This window comes from Megalodesulfovibrio gigas DSM 1382 = ATCC 19364, assembly GCF_000468495.1.
In the GTDB taxonomy this organism is placed as follows: Bacteria; Desulfobacterota; Desulfovibrionia; order Desulfovibrionales; family Desulfovibrionaceae; genus Megalodesulfovibrio; species Megalodesulfovibrio gigas.
Genome location: NC_022444.1, coordinates 1,293,504 through 1,311,018 on the forward strand (window position 1 = coordinate 1,293,504; position 17,515 = coordinate 1,311,018).

15 protein-coding genes are annotated in these 17,515 nt (G+C 67.2%); 6 read left to right on the top strand and 9 right to left on the bottom strand.

Annotation, left to right across the window (positions count from 1 at the left end; all coding sequences use genetic code 11):
• The first annotated feature begins 10 nt into the window (after positions 1–10).
• Positions 11–544, top strand: a complete 534-nt coding sequence (locus DGI_RS05740; protein WP_051286612.1) for a response regulator — start codon at positions 11–13, stop codon at positions 542–544.
• 9 nt (positions 545–553) lie between these two features.
• On the opposite strand, the gene phrB is transcribed toward DGI_RS05740, so the two are convergent.
• The 4 genes from phrB to DGI_RS17010 all read right to left on the bottom strand — a co-directional run bounded on the left by phrB (position 554) and on the right by DGI_RS17010 (position 4,999).
• A complete protein-coding gene (phrB, locus tag DGI_RS05745; protein ID WP_021759852.1) occupies positions 554–1,966 on the bottom strand; it encodes a deoxyribodipyrimidine photo-lyase in 1,413 nt (470 codons plus the stop codon).
• Positions 1,967–1,998: 32 nt separating this feature from the next.
• The gene (locus DGI_RS05750; protein ID WP_021759853.1) at positions 1,999–3,075 is read right to left on the bottom strand and encodes a DNA polymerase III subunit delta'; all 1,077 of its coding nucleotides are present in this window, start codon (positions 3,073–3,075) and stop codon (positions 1,999–2,001) included.
• Between the two features lie 46 nt (positions 3,076–3,121).
• A complete protein-coding gene (locus DGI_RS05755) occupies positions 3,122–4,402 on the bottom strand; it encodes an adenylosuccinate synthase (protein WP_021759854.1) in 1,281 nt (426 codons plus the stop codon).
• A gap of 186 nt (positions 4,403–4,588) precedes the next feature.
• Positions 4,589–4,999 (bottom strand): hypothetical protein, encoded by a 411-nt coding sequence (locus DGI_RS17010; protein WP_051286611.1) that lies wholly within the window; start codon positions 4,997–4,999, stop codon positions 4,589–4,591.
• Positions 5,000–5,210: 211 nt separating this feature from the next.
• Between DGI_RS17010 and DGI_RS05765 the strand changes: the two genes are divergently transcribed.
• Genes DGI_RS05765 through plsY form a run of 3 tightly spaced genes read left to right on the top strand, consistent with a single transcriptional unit; the run spans position 5,211 to position 9,220 of the window.
• The gene (locus DGI_RS05765; RefSeq protein WP_021759856.1) at positions 5,211–6,485 is read left to right on the top strand and encodes a phosphoribosylaminoimidazolecarboxamide formyltransferase; all 1,275 of its coding nucleotides are present in this window, start codon (positions 5,211–5,213) and stop codon (positions 6,483–6,485) included.
• A gap of 16 nt (positions 6,486–6,501) precedes the next feature.
• Entirely contained in the window at positions 6,502–8,610 is a 2,109-nt protein-coding gene (locus DGI_RS05770) for an RNB domain-containing ribonuclease (protein ID WP_021759857.1), read from the top strand.
• A gap of 28 nt (positions 8,611–8,638) precedes the next feature.
• Positions 8,639–9,220, top strand: coding sequence for a glycerol-3-phosphate 1-O-acyltransferase PlsY (gene plsY / locus DGI_RS05775; protein ID WP_027193217.1), 582 nt, complete (start codon positions 8,639–8,641; stop codon positions 9,218–9,220).
• A gap of 100 nt (positions 9,221–9,320) precedes the next feature.
• On the opposite strand, the gene DGI_RS05780 is transcribed toward plsY, so the two are convergent.
• Positions 9,321–9,617: a hypothetical protein gene (locus DGI_RS05780; protein ID WP_021759859.1), complete on the bottom strand. Its 297-nt coding sequence runs from the start codon at positions 9,615–9,617 to the stop codon at positions 9,321–9,323.
• A 202-nt stretch (positions 9,618–9,819) separates the two neighbouring features.
• Between DGI_RS05780 and lgt the strand changes: the two genes are divergently transcribed.
• Both lgt and DGI_RS17015 read left to right on the top strand, forming a co-directional pair.
• Positions 9,820–10,635: a prolipoprotein diacylglyceryl transferase gene (gene lgt, locus DGI_RS05785; RefSeq protein WP_021759860.1), complete on the top strand. Its 816-nt coding sequence runs from the start codon at positions 9,820–9,822 to the stop codon at positions 10,633–10,635.
• Positions 10,636–10,672: 37 nt separating this feature from the next.
• Complete coding sequence (locus tag DGI_RS17015; protein WP_021759861.1) at positions 10,673–13,699, top strand: ABC transporter substrate-binding protein; 3,027 nt, start codon at positions 10,673–10,675, stop codon at positions 13,697–13,699.
• 25 nt (positions 13,700–13,724) lie between these two features.
• Here the strand turns inward: DGI_RS17015 and DGI_RS05795 are convergent, their stop codons facing one another.
• The 4 genes from DGI_RS05795 to DGI_RS05810 are packed head-to-tail and all read right to left on the bottom strand — an operon-like array spanning position 13,725 to position 17,493.
• Positions 13,725–15,314: a metal ABC transporter permease gene (locus DGI_RS05795; protein ID WP_202961835.1), complete on the bottom strand. Its 1,590-nt coding sequence runs from the start codon at positions 15,312–15,314 to the stop codon at positions 13,725–13,727.
• Positions 15,311–16,081 carry a metal ABC transporter ATP-binding protein gene (locus tag DGI_RS05800; protein ID WP_027193216.1) on the bottom strand — a complete coding sequence of 257 codons (771 nt, stop codon included), beginning with the start codon at positions 16,079–16,081 and terminating at the stop codon, positions 15,311–15,313. Before DGI_RS05800 ends, DGI_RS05795 begins: the two co-directional genes overlap by 4 nt.
• Positions 16,071–16,541 carry a hypothetical protein gene (locus DGI_RS05805; protein WP_027193215.1) on the bottom strand — a complete coding sequence of 157 codons (471 nt, stop codon included), beginning with the start codon at positions 16,539–16,541 and terminating at the stop codon, positions 16,071–16,073. The genes DGI_RS05800 and DGI_RS05805 overlap by 11 nt, the downstream gene beginning before the upstream one ends.
• A 1-nt stretch (position 16,542) precedes the next feature.
• Entirely contained in the window at positions 16,543–17,493 is a 951-nt protein-coding gene (locus tag DGI_RS05810) for a metal ABC transporter solute-binding protein, Zn/Mn family (protein ID WP_202961836.1), read from the bottom strand.
• Positions 17,494–17,515 lie beyond the last annotated feature (22 nt).

Consider the following 17,515-nt stretch of genomic DNA (forward strand, 5'->3'; position numbering starts at 1 on the left):
TAACCCTGATATGCACCGTATTTGCCATCAGGTCCAGAAGCTCGTTCGGGCTGCGCACCGAGTCGCCCGGCTGCCACCTCCCCTTGCGGGTGGGGGCGCGCCCGCGCCGGACAAGCCTGTACCTGCGTTCCGCCAGGAAAAGGGCAACGGCAAGGCCCTGCGCTGTCTGCGCATTCTGGTGGTGGAGGACGAGCCAGTCAATCAGCTGTTTTTGCGACGGTTGCTGGAGAAGATGGGCCACTCCCCCCGTCTGGCCGGCGAGGTGAGCGAGGCCATGCAGTGCCTGGACGAAGAACGCTTCGATCTCATCCTCATGGACATCCAGCTGCCGGACATGAACGGGCTGGACGCCACCCGCCTTATTCGCGCCAATCCGCCGGCCAAGCAGGATCCGGACATCCCCATCGTGGCCGTGACGGCCTTTGCCCTGGAAGTGAACCGGGATCAGGCCCTGGCCGCCGGCATGGACGATCACCTTGCCAAGCCCGTGGAAGTGGCCGCCCTGGAGCGGGTGATTGCTCGCGTCTGCCTGCAGGGCAGTTGACGACGCCGGTCAGCAGATCTCGGGCAATGCCGCCATGCGGGCGATGTAGCCGGGCACGTCGAACTTGCGCCGGCAGCCGGCCTCGTTCATGAACCGGATGGTGCCGAACACCGGCCGCCCTTTCCAGGGCCGGTCGTGCACGCCGCCGATGGACCAGGCAACGCCGGTGTAGCCGTTGGCGTCCCGGCCGTCGAGCTGCCAGGTGTCGTTGAGCTGGATGGCAAAGGCCATGGCCTGCTCGGGAGTTTCCGTCCATTCCAGAATCTTTTTGGCCCAGTACATGCGCAGGTAGCCGTGCATGGCGCCGGTTTTACGCAATTGCTGCTGGGCTGCGTTCCACAGGGCGTCACCGGTGCGGGCCTGCTCGAATTCTTCCAGCGAATACACATGACTGCGCACATCCTGGCGGTGCTCGTCCAGGGTGTGCTGCGCCCAGGCCGGGCAGCCGGTCAGGGCGTCGTAGTCCGGGGTGTGCAGGCAGAAGTTGTCGGCCAGTTCGCGCCGCACCACCAGTTCCTCCAAAAAGACTTCCTTGGTCTCGCGCGGGGCCGCGGCAGCCTGCACGGCCAGGGCCACGCGCAGGGCGCTCACCTGTCCGAAGTGCAGGTAGGGCGACAGGCGGGACTGCGCCTCGGCGTTGGGATCGTTGCGGCGTTCGTCGTAGTCTCGCAATCGATGGGCGACAAATTCCTGCAGCGCCGCCAGGGCTGCCGTGGGGCCGGAGCGCAGGCCAGGAACGGGGGGGACGCTGCGATTCACGGGCAGGGCCGACGCCAGCCCCGGCAGATCCACCGTCGGCACGTCCCCGGCAAAGGCGTGTGGGTGCGGCTGCACTGCTGGCGGTGTGTGCAGGAACTCCGGCAGCAGGCGATGGATGCGCGGCCGCAGGGTGCGGGCGGCGTATTCGCGTTTGGCCGAGGCGGCGCGGCAGGGCACGATGTTGCGGGAGTCCACCTCCAGCAGCGCCACGCCGTGGACGGCCAGGGCCTCCGCGGTCCGGGCCAGCCATTGCCGCTTGAGGCGCAGGGGATCAAAGTCGGTCGTCACCACGCCGGCGCGGTGCGCCACGCACCAGGCGGCCACTTCCTGGCCGGGGTCCCCCTGGAGCAGGACAAAGGGGATGCCGAGGGCGTGCAGCTGCCGGGCCACGTCCTGCAGGCCTTCCAGCATGAAGGCGTACTGTCGCCACGCGGCATGCAGGAACTGTGGGGCGAGGCAGAAGACGACCACCAGCGGCGCGCCGGCGCGCAGGGCCAGAGCCTGGGCGTGGAGCAGGCCGAAGTTTTCGTGCACACGCTGGTCGCGGTGCATCCAGTACACCGCCGGCCGCCCGGCGGCAGGAGCCGGCGCGCTGGTGGTGCACGCGACGACGCGGCGCGGATCGACATCCGGCAACACAGGCAACTCGGGCAGTGCGGCCATGCTCCCTCCTTGGCGAGGATGCCGGGACAGGATCAGCTGGTGGCCATGGCCTGGGGCCGTTTGGCGGCCAGATAGATGCGCGTGGCCACCCAGTCCAGGACCAGGGCCGGCGTGACGTTGTATTCCAGGGAGGCGTGGGCCTCGTCCAGGACGAGATGCAGCCGCTGCAGGGATTCGGGATCCAGTCTGCCCAGGCAGCCCTGAGGCTCGCCGAGCAGGGCCTGGACCAGACGGCGTTGCAGTTCCAATACCAGCGCCTGGGCGGTGGGCTTGTCCAGGGCGTCCTTGGCCAGGGACGCGCCGAACCAGCCGCGGCCATCGGCGACGAGGGAATCAAGACGGGTGGTCCACGTCTCCACAGCCTGTTGCAACGTCGTGTCTTCCTTGAAATGTTGGGGTTGCTGATGCGGATCGGGCCAGGCCAGACTCAGCACCAGACTGCGCGACACCAGGGTGGGCAAGAGCCGTTCCCGCTGGGGGGCAAGGAGCAGAAAGGAGTTGCCGGGCCTGGGGTCTTCCAGGGATTTCAGCAGGGTATTGGCGGTTTCCGCCTTGCAGTTGTGGGCCTCGTGAAGCAGAATGCACCGCAGCCGGCCGTGACGGGGCTTTTCCGGCAGTTTCTGGATGATCTCGCGCACCTGATCGATGCGGATCAGGTCGCCGGCGCCGTCCAGCACGTGCAGGGCGTGGTGCACGCCGGTGAATATCTGGCGGCAGTCGGAGCAGTCCAGGCAGGGGCGTTCTGCAGCTCCTGAGCCCGCTGGAACCGTCGGCCCCGTGGGGGCAGGCGGCAGCAGGCCGGGCAGCAGGCTGGCCGGCTGCGGCGGCGTGTGGACCGCAGCCCGGGCGGTGTCCGGCCCGGTGCAGTGATGCAGCGCAGTCCACCACAGGCCCATGGCCAGCCGGGAGACGGCGTCGCCGCCTTCCAGCAGCAGCACCTGCGGCGGATCGGTCGCCAGACGCTCCAGGTACGTGCGCAGGCGGGCCTGCCGCGGATCCCGGGCGCGGGCCATGAGCAGCTCCGGCGCGGGCAACCGGAGCTCGTCGAACGGGGCGTCCTGTCCCTTGGCGGAAGCGGCGGAACGGGACGAAGCGCGCGGTGCGGCCATGGGCGGCGGTCCTGCCAGTCCTGTCGGGCGGGTGAAGCCGGACAGGTTATTTGCGAATAATGGTCTGGTCGCGGTCCGGGCCCACGGAAATGATGGACGCCGGGGCCTTCATGGCCTGCTCGATGTACTTGATGTACTCCTTGGCTTCCTTGGGCAGGGACACCCAGGACGTGGCGTGGGAGATGTCTTCTTCCCAGCCGGGGAGGCTTTCGTACACGGGCGTCACATGGCCCAGGCCGTTTTCTTCCTGCGGCGGATAGGCCACGCGCCGGCCGTTGTGCTCGTAGGCCACGCAGACCTTGAGCTCCTTGATGCCGGTGAGCACATCCAGCTTGGTGATGGCCAGTTCCGTGGGGCCGTTGAGCCGGGCGGATTCCTTGAGCACGCACATGTCCAGCCAGCCGCAGCGGCGTTTGCGGCCCGTGGTGGCTCCGAATTCCGCGCCGGTCTGCTGCAGGCGGTCGCCGATGGCGTCGTTAAGCTCGGTGGGGAAGGGACCTTCGCCCACGCGGGTGGTGTACGCCTTCACCACGCCCACCACGCGATCCAGGATGCCAGGGGCGCAGCCACTGCCCGAGGCGGCGTTGCCGGCCACGGTGGTGGAGGAGGTGACAAAGGGATAGGTGCCGTGGTCGATATCCAGGTGCGTGCCTTGCGCGCCCTCGAACAGCACGGAGCCTTCCTCGGCCAGGGTTTCCTGGATGATGGAGGAGACGTCCGCCAGATGGGACACGATGCGCGGGGCGATGGCGGCGGCTTCCTGATACACCAGTTCGGGATCCATGGCCTCGGCGTTGTAGCAATGCACCAGGATGGCGTTCTTTTCCCGCATGGCGTGGAAGATTTTATCGCGCAGCAGGGCCAGGTTGGCAAAATCGCCGGCGCGCACGCCGACACGGGCCACCTTGTCTTCGTAGCACGGGCCGATGCCGCGCTTGGTGGTGCCGATCTTGGTGCCGGTTTCCGCGCCTTCGCGTGCGGCGTCCATGGCCTTGTGGTACGGCAGGATGCAGTGCGTCTTGGGGCTGATGGAAAGCCGGGCCGGGCTCACGTCCACGCCCTGCTGGATCAGCGAATCCACTTCCTTGAGGAAGACATGGGGATCCAGCACCACGCCGTTGCCGATGCAGCAGCGGGTCTGCTCGTGGAGGATGCCCGAGGGGATGAGATGCAGGATGAAGGTGCGGCCGGAGACGACCAGGGTATGGCCGGCATTGTTGCCGCCCTGGAACCGGACGATGGTCTGGACCTCGCGGGTCAGCAGATCGACGATCTTGCCCTTGCCTTCATCGCCCCACTGAAATCCCAGGACCACGATATTCGCCATGGCTTCACTCCTTGCAGTGCGCCTGCGCGGGGCGCACGTGGAGCCCCGGGCGCGGTTGGCGCGTCAAAAAAAGTCCGCATCCCCTTGGCGTTTCAACAGCCAAAGGAATTGGTGCATAAAAGGCGGGGGCGGCAAAGTCAAACAAAATCATGGGCCGTACCGCAGCGTCTTGCCTGTCCGGTGGGCTCAATCGTCGTCGTCAAGGATGATGGAGCTGCCGGCCTCGTCCTGTTCATGTGCAGGTTTGGGTTTGAATTGCAATACCTTGGCCTTATGCTTCTGGCCCTGGGCCTCCACGGCGGTCAGGCGCGGTCCCTGGGGCGCAAGGAACGAGCCCAGCGGATCGTCCGGCGTCAGACTGGAGAGCTGGTCCAGGTGCCGGCCGCCCGGTTTCACGCCGGCAGCCCAGTTGTAGTTGAACAGCTGATTCTTCCAGCGCACCGCCTGCAGCAGGCTGAACACCAGCGCGGCTTCTTCCCAGCGTTTGGTGGGTTCGAATTCCTGCACTTTTTGGGCGTAGGTGTCCCACAGGGCCATGAGAGAGGCTTCGTCAAAGGCGTTGAGCTGCCGGGCCAGCCTGAGCAACACTTTTTCCATAAGATGCATCGACTCCTGAACGCCATCGCGGCGCGACGGCAGTATTTTTGCACTATACGCCATCTTGCGTGCAAAACCAAGGGGGCAGGCAGCCCGTTTTCCGGACTGCCCGGGAATTTGCCCATGTCGGCGGGCTGTGGTACGCTGCCAGATTCGAGTCGGCCCCCATCCCATCACGTCCCATCCCGAGCGGAAGAAGCGAGCGCAACCCATGCAAGACCTCAAGCGCATGTACAAAAACCTGGAAAAGGACATTTTCCCGCAAAAGCTGACCCTGCGCCTTGGCGACCAGGAACTGGTCTACGCCAAGCGCACCTGGGTTATCGACAACCAGGAAAAAGGCCTGCGCTACGGCGAGAATCCCGGCCAGTCCGCCGCGTTGTACGCCTGCATTGCCGGCGCGCTGCAGCCCGGCGGGGTGGACCTGCGCTGTCAGGCGGCGGGGCTCGTCTCCTCCCTGACCGAGGCCCAGATGCTCCAGGCCGGCAAACATCCCGGCAAGACCAACCTGACCGACGTGGACAACGGCGTCAATATTTTGCAGTACCTCACGGCCAAGCCCGCCGCGGTGATCCTCAAGCACAACAACCCTTGCGGCGCTGCCTGGAGCGATGCCGGCCTGGCCGACGCCGTGGCCAAGGCCTTCTGGGGGGACCGCATCGCCGCCTTTGGCGGGGCCGTGGTGGTCAACCGGCCGTTGGACAAGGCCGCCGCCGAGTTCCTTGCCGCCCAGTATTTTGAGGTGGTGGCCGCCCCGGCCTTTGAGCCCGGCGCGGTGGAAGTGCTCAAGTCCCGCAAGAATCTGCGTATTCTGGAACTGCCCGGCCTGGCCGAGCTGGACCGCCTGGCCGGCCAGCCCGTGCTGGACATCAAGTGCCTTTCCGATGGCGGCATCATCGTGCAGACCAGCTTCCTCAACCGCATCCGCAGCGTGGATGATTTTCTCCCCGCCACGGCCGAGAAGGACGGCGTGACCATCCTGGCCCGCAAGCCCTCCCGGCAGGAAGCTGATGACCTGCTCTTCGCCTGGGCGGTGGAGGCCGGCGTCTCGTCCAACTCCGTACTTTTCGCCAAGGACGGCGCCACCGTGGCCATTGGCGCGGGCGAGCAGGACCGCGTGGGCTGCGTGCAGTTGGCCGTGTTCAAGGCGTATACCAAGTATGCGGATGTGCTGGCCTTCCGGGAACAGGGATGTTCCTTCTATGAGCTCAAGGCCAAGGCCCGGGCGGAAGCCTCCTTTCAGGAAATTCTGGACGATATCCAGGCCCGCGCCCAGGCCGCCAAGGGCGGGTTGACCGGTTCGGCCATGGTGTCCGACGGTTTCTTCCCCTTCCGCGACGGCGTGGATGCCGCCCTGGAGCACGGGGTGGCCGCCATTGCCCAGCCCGGCGGCTCCATGCGGGATTTCGAGGTCATCCAGGCGGTCAACGAAGCCAAGCCCCAGGCGGCCATGGTTTTCACCGGCCAGCGGTCGTTCAAACACTAAGGGCCAAGGACGCGCATTGATTTTACCTGCCGTGCAGTATCCCGGGCCGGGGTGTGTGGTGGAATTTCTCCACAGCAACAAGCCCCAGCTCGCCATCGTGGTGGGGGAAAGCGGGGGGCGGCTGCGGCTGTTCACCCAGAACAAGCGAGAAACGCTGCTGCCCGCGGCCCGGGTGTTGCCCTGGGCCGGGCCGCAGTATGGCGCTGCGCTTTCCCGCAACGAGCTGGAACACATTCTGGAGGAGCGTCATCAGGTGCGCGCCGCCCTGGAGGCGGGCATTGATCCCATGGCCATCTGGGAACTGGCCCAGGGCGAGTTGGCCCAGGCGGATCTGACCTGGTTCGCCGAGCTGCTCTGGCCCAGGGAAGAGGCCCGGGACGCCGACCGCCGCGCTGCTGTGGGTCGGGTGCTGCTGGCGTGCAAGACGCATTTTCGCTTTCAGCCGCCGTATTTTGAGATCCATCCGCAGGCTCTGGTGGACGCACGCCTCGTCGAGCAGGAGCAGCGCGCCGCCCGCGAGGCCCTGCAGACCGCCGGGGAGCGGCTGTTTCCGCTGCTCTGGAACGTGCATCTGGGCAGAACTGCGCCGCCGCCGTTGCCCTCCACGCCCGAGGAACAGCAGCTGGCCGAACTGCTGCGTGTGCGCATCACCAATCCCGAGGACCAGGACACCGCCCCCCTCTGGCAGCAGCTCAAAAAGGGCCTGCCGCCGGAGGAGGCGCAGTTGCCTTTCCTCCTGGCCAGGGCCTGGGGGCTGGTGCCGCACCATTACAACATCCCCCTGGATCAGGCGGGGTATGAGGACGATGCCGCCTGGGCCGCAGTCTTCCAGGACGAGCTGGATGCCTGGATTGCCGACGCCGGGGCCTGGAGCGCCACCGCCGCCACGCTGGATCTGCCCCTGGCCAGCATCGACGGCGAGACCACCCGCGACATTGACGACGCCTTCCGCATCCAGGCCCTGGAGGACGGCGGCTTCCGCTGCGTCGTGGCCCTGGCCTGTCCGGTGCTGGGCTATCCGCTTGGTGGTCCCCTGGACGAGGCCGTGCGCCGTCGTGCGTCCTCCCTGTATCTGCCCGAAGCCGTGTTGCACATGCTGCCCGAAGCCGTGGGGCTGGACCGGTTTTCCCTCTTTGCCGGCGTCGCACGGCCGGCCCTGGTGCTGGATATGCGGCTGGACGCCCAGGGTATGCTGGTGGAGACCACGCCCAGCCTGGCGCAGGTGAGCGTCTCTGCCAATCACACCTATCAGCAGGCCGAAATCCACATGGACAGCAGCCAGGACGATCCCTGCGGCCTGCGCACCGGCTATGCCCTGGCGCTGCTCAGGCGGCAACGCCGGCTGGATCGTGGCGCGCTGCAGGTGGAACGCAGCGAACCCGAACTGGTGCTGGAAGGGCAGGGCCTGGGCCGGGACGCGCAGGTGCGCCTGGAGCACAAGCCGGAAACGCCCAGGGCCCAGCTACTGGTGAGCGAACTGATGATTCTGGTGAACGCCGCCGCGGCACGCTGGGCGGCCGCTCAGGACGTACCGCTGCTGCACCGTACGCAGGATGTGCCCATCAGCGCCGAGGCGCAGGGCATCTGGTCCCGCCCGCAGGATATTTACCGGGCCATGCGGGGCATCGGCGCCACGGGCCTGGAGTTGACGCCGCGGCGTCACGCCACCCTGGGCGAATCCATGTATGCGCCGGTGAGTTCACCCCTGCGCCGGTATGTGGATCTGGTGAATCAGGCCCAGCTGGCGGGCATGCTGCAGCAGGGGCGTGCGCCCCTGGGCCGGGAGCAGCTGGAGGCGATGCTGCCGGGCATTCAGTCCAATGCCGAGGCCACCGGCCGTGTGCAACGGTTTCGTACCCGGTACTGGAAGATGGAGGCCTTGCGCCAGGCCGCCGCGCACGGGTCGTTTCCGGCGGTGGTGGTGGAGCAGCACGCGGCGATGGTCGCCTGCGCCCTGCCCGAAGCGCAGCTGTACATCCGTGGCCCAAGACGGCTGTTCGGGGACGATTGCCACGTGGGCCAGCGCGTGCAGCTGACCCTGGGGCGCATTGACCCTCTGCACAACGAGATGCACATTGTCGAGACGGCCGTGGACTACGGCGTCGAGGATGTGCTGGAGATGTGAAACATATACGCGTCGGAGGGACTACGTCATGTGGATCATCATGATTGCCGGGGCCTATGTGCTCGGCTCCATACCGTTCGGACTGCTCATCGCCAAGTCGTTCTGCGGGGTGGACCCGCGCACCCAGGGCAGCGGGAACATTGGCGCCACCAACGTGGCCCGGCTGTGCGGCACACATTGGGGTGTGGCGGCCATGATTCTGGACATGGCCAAGGGCTTTCTGCCCGTCCTGGTGGTCTGGCAACTGGGGGCGGAGACGGCGCTGGTGAGTCTGGTGGCCTTTGCCGCCCTGCTGGGGCATGTGTATTCGATCTTCCTGAAGTTCAAAGGCGGCAAGGCCGTGGCCACCACCCTGGGCATTTTTGCGGCCCTGGCCCCCTGGCACTGTCTGGGGGCCGCGGCGGTGTGCGTGGCCGCCATTGCGGTGTCGGGGTATGTCTCCCTGGGGTCGCTGGGGTTGGTGACTGCCCTGCCCGTGCTGCTGGCCGTGTTCGGCCGCGCGGAACTGGTGCCCCTGGCGCTGGCCGTGGCAGCGCTGGTGTTCTGGCGGCATCGGGAGAATATCGGTCGTCTGCGCCGCGGCGAGGAAACGAGCTGGCGCAAACGATAACGCAACGCCCTGCAGCCGCAAGATGGCGACTGCAGGGCGTACATGGAAATGTTCCCCAAGACTGTTGTTGCGGTGGCGGACTGCTGCAACGTGGCGGGCGCTACGGCACCACCACCACGCGAGGCGCAGGCCGACCCACTGGGGCATGACGCACCACCGGAGCCGGCCGGACCACCACTGGCGGGGCAACCACCACCGGAGCCGGCCGGACCACCACTGGCGGGGCGACCACTACCGGCGCAGGTGCGACGACCACAGGCGCAGGAGCCACCACCACCGGACCGGTGCTGAGGGATACGCCGTTGTCTCCCACATGCAGGCTGAATGCCTGAGCCATGGCGCTGAAGGTCATCACAAGACCCAGAACGGCAACAATGGCGAACAACAGTTTATTCATGACGAACTCCTCTATTACAAGCAGATGCAAGCTGATGACTGCAGCAATACCACAGTCGCGAATGAACGCAACAGGAATTTTGTAAATGTTGCGTATCGTCAGTTGCAGTTGATTTGCCTGGGCGTTACACTCGCCCCGCGCCTCAAGCGCCTGCAGGCCTCCCGTGGCGTTCCGGAAGAATTCTCTGCCCAAGGAAGATGTTATGCTGCTGCACCCGGCCTTTGATCCCGTGGCCATCCACCTTGGCCCGTTCGCCGTCCGCTGGTATGGCCTCATGTACATGCTCGGCTTCGGCGCGGCCTGGCTGCTGGGCCGCTGGCGGGCATCGCGGCCGCCGTGGTCGCAGGCGGGGTGGTCGCCGTTGATGGTGGACGATCTCATCACCTGGTGCGTGGCCGGGCTCATCCTCGGCGCGCGGCTCGGCTATACGATCTTCTACGATTTCAATCATTTCTTCAGCCATCCCCTGGACGTGTTCAAGGTCTGGCACGGCGGCATGAGCTTCCACGGCGGGTTGCTGGGCATCGCGCTGGCGGGGCTGTTCTTTGCCCGGCGCAAGGGCAAGACGTTTCTTGAAATCGGGGACTTCGTCTGCCCGCTGGCGCCTCCGGGGCTGTTCGCCGGGCGCATGGGCAACTTCATCAACGGCGAACTCTGGGGACGGCCCACGGATTTGCCCTGGGGCATGGTTTTCCCGGATCCTGCCGCGGGAGGGCTGCCGCGGCACCCCTCGCAGCTGTATGAAGCGGCCCTGGAAGGCCTGGTGCTGTTTGCGGTGCTGTGGTTGTTTTCCCGCAAGCCGCGACCGACGGGAGCCGTCACCGGCGTGTTTCTGCTGCTGTACGGCCTCTTCCGCGGGCTGGTGGAGTTCGTGCGCGAGCCGGATCCCCAGCTGGGCTACCTGGCGTTTGATTGGCTGACCATGGGACAGGTGCTGTCCTTGCCCATGATCCTGGCTGGTCTGGCCGCATTGGCCTGGGCCTATGCCACGTCACGGCGGGCCATGCCCAAACCCTGACTTTGTCAAATCGGCGATCTTATGCTACGGCCCGCACATGGACGTATCTCCGCTGCTGTTTTTCAAGGTGCTGCTGATGGCCGGCGCATGCCTAGCCAGCGCCACGGCGTCATGGGCGGCGGCCCAGCCGCTGACGGTACAGTTAAAGTGGCGGCATCAATACCAGTTTGCCGGATGCTATGTCGCGCTTGAGCAGGGATATTACGCAGATGCCGGGTTGCACGTCGTCCTGAAGGAATGGAACAGCGGGCGGGACCCTGTGGAAGACGTGCTGACCGGTATGGTGGATGTGGGCATCGGCGCGGCGAATATCCTGGAAGCCCGCATGGCCGGCAAGCCCGTGGTGGCTCTGGCCGCCATCTTTCAGCGGTCCCCCCTAGCCATTCTGGCCCTCAAGAGTTCGGGCATCGCCACCCCGCAGGACGTGGCCGGCAAGCGGGTGGCCATCACCAGGCACAGCGACCTGGAGCTCTGGGCCATGCTGCGCAGGGCCGGTGTGCGCATGCAGGATGTCATCCTGGCAGACAACGTGACCGCGCGCCTGGACGACCTGCTGACCGGCAAGGTGGATGCCATCTCCGGCTATCTTTCCACCCAGGCCCTCCAGCTGCAGGCCCGCGGGCTGGACCCCGTGGTCCTGCGGCCTGCTGCCTACGACATTGAATTTTATGGCGATACCCTGTTCACTTCCGAGGCGGTCCTGCGGCGCCGCGCCGGGGACATCGACGCCTTTGTCAGCGCCACCCTGCGGGGCTGGCAGCATGCCCTGGACAACCCGGACGAGACCGTGGACCTCATCCTGCGTCGCTACGCCCCCGAGGCGGACAGGGCGGTGCTGCTCCAGGAGGCCGAGGCGGTGCGACGGCTCATCGCCCCGGACTGGGTGCCGGTGGGGAGCATGGAAGCGCTTCGCTGGCGGGGCATGGCCCAGGAACTGCGTTCCCTGGGCTACGCCGGGGATCCGGCCCTCGTGGACGGCCTGGTGCACACCACCGAGGCCCAGCGCCTGGAGGGCATGCGACGATCCCTGCTGTTGGTGCTGGTTGTGGCTGCCGTGGCCCTGGCTGGCGTGCTGGCGCTGTTGGTGGTCAACAGGCGGTTGACCCGCGAGGTCCAGCGCAGGCGCGCTGCCGAGGCCGAGGCCCAGGAAAAGGGCGGCCTGCTGGAAGCCATGCTCCACCAACTGCCCGTTTTCATGCTGCAGGTGAATGCCGAACAGGAGGTGCTCTTCTGCCGCGGGCAGGGCCTGCGTCGGCTGGGGCTGGAGGACGATGCCCTGGTGGGCCGCCGGCTGGATCTCGTGTTTCCCCATCTTGCCGAACGCCTGGCCCGGGCGCAGGTCGAAGGCTCGACGTCCTTCGTGGTCCGGGGCGAGGCGCCGGACAGTCCCTGGCAGCTGGAGACCTACGCGTTCCAGGATCAGGGCGGCCGGCTCACCGGGTTTTCCCTGGATTCCACTGCCGTCATGCAGGCAGAACAGGTGCGGGCCCGGCTGGTGACGCTTATCGAGTCGTCGCCGGATATCGTGTTCATGGCCCAGGCGTCCGGGGAAGTGCTGTACCTCAACAACGCCGGCAGGGAATTTTACGGCCAGGATGTCCTGGACGGCCCGCCGTTGCGCATCCCCATGCTGCACCCATCGGATGTGGGGCGGCGCATCGTGGCCGAGGCCATCCCGGTGGCCCTGCGCGAGGGCGTCTGGATTGGCGAAACCGTGCTGCGAAACTCGCGCGGGCAGGAACGGCCCGTCTCCCAGGCCTTCATCGCCCACCGGGAGTCGGACGGCACGGTGCAGCGCCTGTCCGCCATCTGCCGCGATCTGAGCAAGCGGCTGCAGATGGAGGAGGAACTCAAGGCCGCCACCCGGGACGCCCAGGCCGCCTCCCAGGCCAAAAGCGAGTTCCTGGCCCACATGAGCCACGAGGTCCGCACGCCCCTGAACGGCATGCTGGGCATGCTGCAGTTGCTCTCCCTCACGTCCCTCACGGCGGAACAGCGGGAATACGTGGACACCGGCCTGGCCTCGGGGCGCGGGCTGGTGACCATTCTTTCAGACATCCTGGACCTCTCGCGCGTGGAGGCCGGCCGGCTGACCCTGGAGGAAAAACCCCTGGACCTGCGGGTGCTGGTGGAGGAGGTGGCCTCCCTGTTCCTGGGCGAGGCCCAGGCCAAGGGGCTGAGCTTCGACGTCTGGGTGGATCCCGCCACGCCGGAAACCATCCTTGGCGATGCCGGCCGGCTGCGGCAGGTGCTCTTCAACCTGCTGGGCAATGCCGTGAAGTTCACCGCCTCAGGCAGCGTGACGCTGGAGGTGGTGTCCTTGCGCACCTCCGAGGACTCGCAGCGGTCGGATTTTGCGGAAGAGCCGGGCGGCGGCGTGCTGGTGTTCCAGGTTGCCGACACCGGACCGGGCATCAACGAGGCGGATATCCCACAATTGTTTGGGGCCTTTGTCAAAAAGAACCCGCCTGCGCAGCATGGCGACGGCGTGCCTCTCCCGCGCCACAAGGGGGCCGGACTGGGGCTGACCGTGGTGGCCCGGCTGGTGAAGCTCATGGGCGGCAGCATTCAGGTGGTCAGTCGGCCGGGCGAGGGGTCGGAATTCACCGTCACCCTGCCGTGCGCGTCCCTGCCCACGCCGCAGCCCGATGCCGCCCCTGCGGCCTCTGGCGCCGCCCTCGCGCCCACGCACCCCGCATCGCCAATGCCGCTGCGCATCCTGGTTGCCGAGGACGAACCCACCAACCGCTACACCATGGAAACGTTTTTGAGCCGGCGGGGGCATCATGTGGCCACCGCCGCAAACGGCCAGGACGCCCTGGCCAAGGGCCTGGCCGACGCCTTTGATCTCATCCTGCTGGACATCCAGCTCCCCCTGGTCAGCGGCCTGGACGTGGCGCGCCAGCTGCGGGACAAAGGCGTGACCACGCCCATCGTGGCCATCACGGCCTTTGCCATGCAGGGCGACCGGGAGCGGTTTCTGGAAGCGGGGATGAACGACTATCTCTCCAAGCCCCTGGACTTCCGGGCCCTGGAGCTGCTGCTCAAAGCGTACGCACCCTGATCCGGACCGGGATGGCGATGTGTCGTCAGGCAGAAACGCCGCGGCAGCCGCACCCCTCGGCCAGTGTCACCCGTTCCAGCAGTATCGCATCGGCCTGGGGGTGATCGAAGGTCCGCACGCTGCCGTCGGGCAGGCGCACCTGCCACGTGCGGCCGCCATCCAGCCGGGGCAGCACTTCCACGCAGACCCCCGGGAGCAGGTTCGCCGCCTGACAGGCCGTGCCGCTGCATTGCACCGTGCCGCAGTCGCCCGGCCGCAGCAGGCTGAGGGGGATGCGGGCGTCGGCGGTGAAGCGGTCGGGATTCCTGGGGATCGGCTCGCCGTGGGGATCGGTGTCCGGGTGCAGGAGCATGTCGTCCAGGTAGTCCAGGGCTTCCGGAGCGTGGACGTGCTCCAGGGCCTGGGCCTTCTGGTGCAGGGCCTCGGCGGGTTCGCCCAGGTGATCCAGCCAGCTTTCCCAAAGCCGATGGGCGCGGCGGATGCGTGTGGCCTCGGCGCGGCCGGCTTCGGTAAGGCGCATCGGGCCGTCATCCAGCAACAACAGGCCCTGACCGGCCATGCGACGCAGGGCCGTGCGCACCGGCATGGCCCGGACGTGCTGCTCTCGCGGGTGCGCGGCGATGGCTGCAGCCAAGTGGTCCTGGGTCAGGTGCGGGGGAGCGGAGGGGGCGTCTTCGGCCTTGAGCAGCTCGATGAGGATGTCTTCCGCCAGCTGCTGCGGCACCATGCGTGCCAGCCGCAGCCGCCGGGCCAGCATGCCGTACCGGGGGGCGAACACCAGCACCAGCAGGAACTGCAGGGTGCAGACGAGCATCACCGCGCCGCCGCCGGCCGTATCCAGCCAGACCGAGACATACAGCCCCAGCACCACGCTGGAGACGCCGAACAGCGCCGCCAGCACCATCATGCGCTCCAGACGGTCCGAGAGCAGATAGGCCGTGGCTGCGGGCGTGATGAGCAGGCCCACCACCAGAATCACCCCCACCATGGACACGGCGCTGACCACCACCAGACTGACGCACACCGTGAGGGTGTAATCGATGAGCACCACGGGAAAGCCGATGGCCGCCGCCATGATCGGATCGAAGCTGGTGATCTGGAAGGCGCGGAAAAACAGGATGATGACGGCAGTGACCAGACTGGCGGCAATGGCTGCGGCCCACAGATCCGCCGTGGCGATGGCCAGCACGTCGCCCATGATGAAGTGCATGAGGTCGATGTGGATGGCATGCTTGAACACCGACACCAGCACCACGCCCCCGGCAAAGACGCCGGTGTACATGACGCCGATGGCCGTATCCTCCTTGACCCTGGCCACGCGCGAGACAAAGCCGATACACATGACCGTGAGCACTGCGGCGATGAGGGACCCCACCAGCATGGCCGGGGCGTGGGCCTCGATGCCAAAGAGCAGCTTCATGAACAGGTAGCCGCCGGCCACCCCGGCGATCATGGCGTGGGACAGGGCGTCCCCCAGAAAGGCCATGCGCCGGAGCACCACCAGGCAGCCCACCACGCCGCTGACCATGGCGATGAGGCAGCCCCCCAGCATGGCCTTGACAAAGAAGCCTTCCTGCCAGGGCGTCAGCAGCAGTTGCGTCAGGGCGTCCATCATCTCGCGGTTCCAGTTTCCTTGGTCGGAAGGCCGAAGAGCCGCAGCTTGCCTTCGTACACCTCGGCCAGCAATTCTTCCTGCAACACGGCCTGGGGCGGGCCGTAGCCGTAGCTGCGCTGCTTGATGAGCAGGAGACGGTCGAAATACTCGGCGGCGGTGGCCAGATCGTGATGCACCACCACCAGTGTCTTGCCGGCGGCGCGGGCCCGGGAGAACACGTCCAGGATGGCGCGTTCAGTGGCTGCGTCCACCCCGGCAAAGGGCTCGTCCAGCAGCAGCACCTCCGCGCCCTGGGCCAGGGCCCGGGCCATGAACACCCGCTGCTGCTGCCCGCCGGAAAGCTGGCCGATCTGCCGGTGGCGGAAGCCTTCCATGCGCACCATGGCCAGGGCTTCTTCCACGCGTTCGCGGTCCTGGCGGCCGGGATCCTTCCACCAGGGGATGCGGCCGTAGCGGCCCATCATGGCCACCTGGCCCACGGTGATGGGGAAATCCCAGTCCACGGCCCCGCGCTGGGGCACGTAGGCCACCAGCCCCTTGGTCTTTTCCACGGGCTGGCCCAGGATGCGCACGCGGCCCAGGTCCGGCTTAACGAAGCCCAGCACGGCCTTGATGAAGGTGGATTTGCCGCCGCCATTGGGGCCGATGACCCCCACCAGCAGCCCGGGCTCAATGCGCACCGTGACGTCCAGCAGGGCCGGTGAAGGGCCATAGCTCACGGTAAGGTGCTCCACCTCGATGGCATAGGGCATGGAATTATTGGACATGACGCAGATCCACGGGCAGCACGAGGGTAAGGGGCAGGCCGGCCTGGCTCCAGGCCGTGGCCTCGGCCAGGGGCGCGCCGTGGAACAGCACCCGTACCCGCAGGGCATGGCGGCGGTGGCCTTCGCCCTCGGGGAAGGTGGCCCGGGCCAGCAGCTCAATGCGCTCGCGGGGCAGGGGCGGCAGATCAAGGTGCAGTGACTCGAAGGCCGGCAGGCTGGCGGCTGTGGCCAGGGTGGCGCCGTGCAGCAGCAGGGCCAGGGCCGGAGCCTCGGGCTGGGGGCCGAAGGGGCTGGGGGCCAGGGGCGCGGTGGCGTGCAGCTCCACCGTCAGGCCGGGGAGGGTGTCCACCGCATTCGCTGCCGTCGTGACGACGGTGGCCGGCACGCCGAGGGTGGCCGTGTAGCGCCAGACACCGCCCAGGATGAGGACGCACACGGCCAGGGCCAGCAGCACGCGCATCCTATTCTCCCGTGAGGGCGCGGACGATGGTCAGCACATTTTCACGCATCATGCCCAGGTAGCGTTCGCCGGCCGAGCCAGCTTCGCCCATGGAATCGGAATACAGGGAGCCGCCGATGGCCACGCCGGCTTCGTCGGCAATTTCGCGCAACAGCTTGGGATTGACGCTGGTTTCCACGAACACGGCCCGCGTGCCGGACTGTTTGAGGGAGGCCACCACCTGGGCGCGGCGCGAGGGCGTCATGCCGCCGCCCACCTCTCCGCCCGTGGACCAGCCGATGGGCGCCAGGGACAGGTAGTTGTTGTGCGCATTGAATCGATAGTCGCGGCAAAAGTAGTTGAAGGCGTCGTGACTGGTGACCAGGATGCGCTGCGCCGGCGGGATGTGTCCCACCTGTTGGCGGATCCAGCCGTCCAGCACGCTGAGTTGCTGCAGGTACAGGTCGGCCCGGGCGGCGTAGGCCGGGGCATTGGCCGGGTCCAGCTGCAGGAAGGCGTCGCGGATGGTGCGCACATAGGCCGCGGCATTGGCCGGGGAGAACCAGGCGTGGGGGTCGGGCATGGCGTGGCCGTCGTAGTCCATCTGCAGGGGGACCACGGCCTTGGCGCAGGTGACCACGGGCTTGCCGGCGTCCCGGGCCAGGGAGGCCATCCAGTTGGAGCCTTCCAGGTGCAGGCCGTTTTGCAGGCACAGGGCGGCGCGGGCGGCCAGGGCGGCGTCGGCCGGAGTGGGGGAGTAGGTGTGCGGGTCGGCTCCCGGTGCGAGCACGCAGCGCACGTCCAGATCGTCCCCGGCGAGCTCGCGGGCAAAGTCGGCAATCTGGGTGGTGGAGCAGAGCACCATGGGACGTTGGCTGGGACGTTCGCCAGCGGGCGCTGCCCAGGCGATGGCGGGGGCCAGGGCTGTCGTCAGGAGGCTCCACAGGAGCAGCATGGCGGCGAAGTGCGTCATGCCCTGGCGTATACCAGTTTCC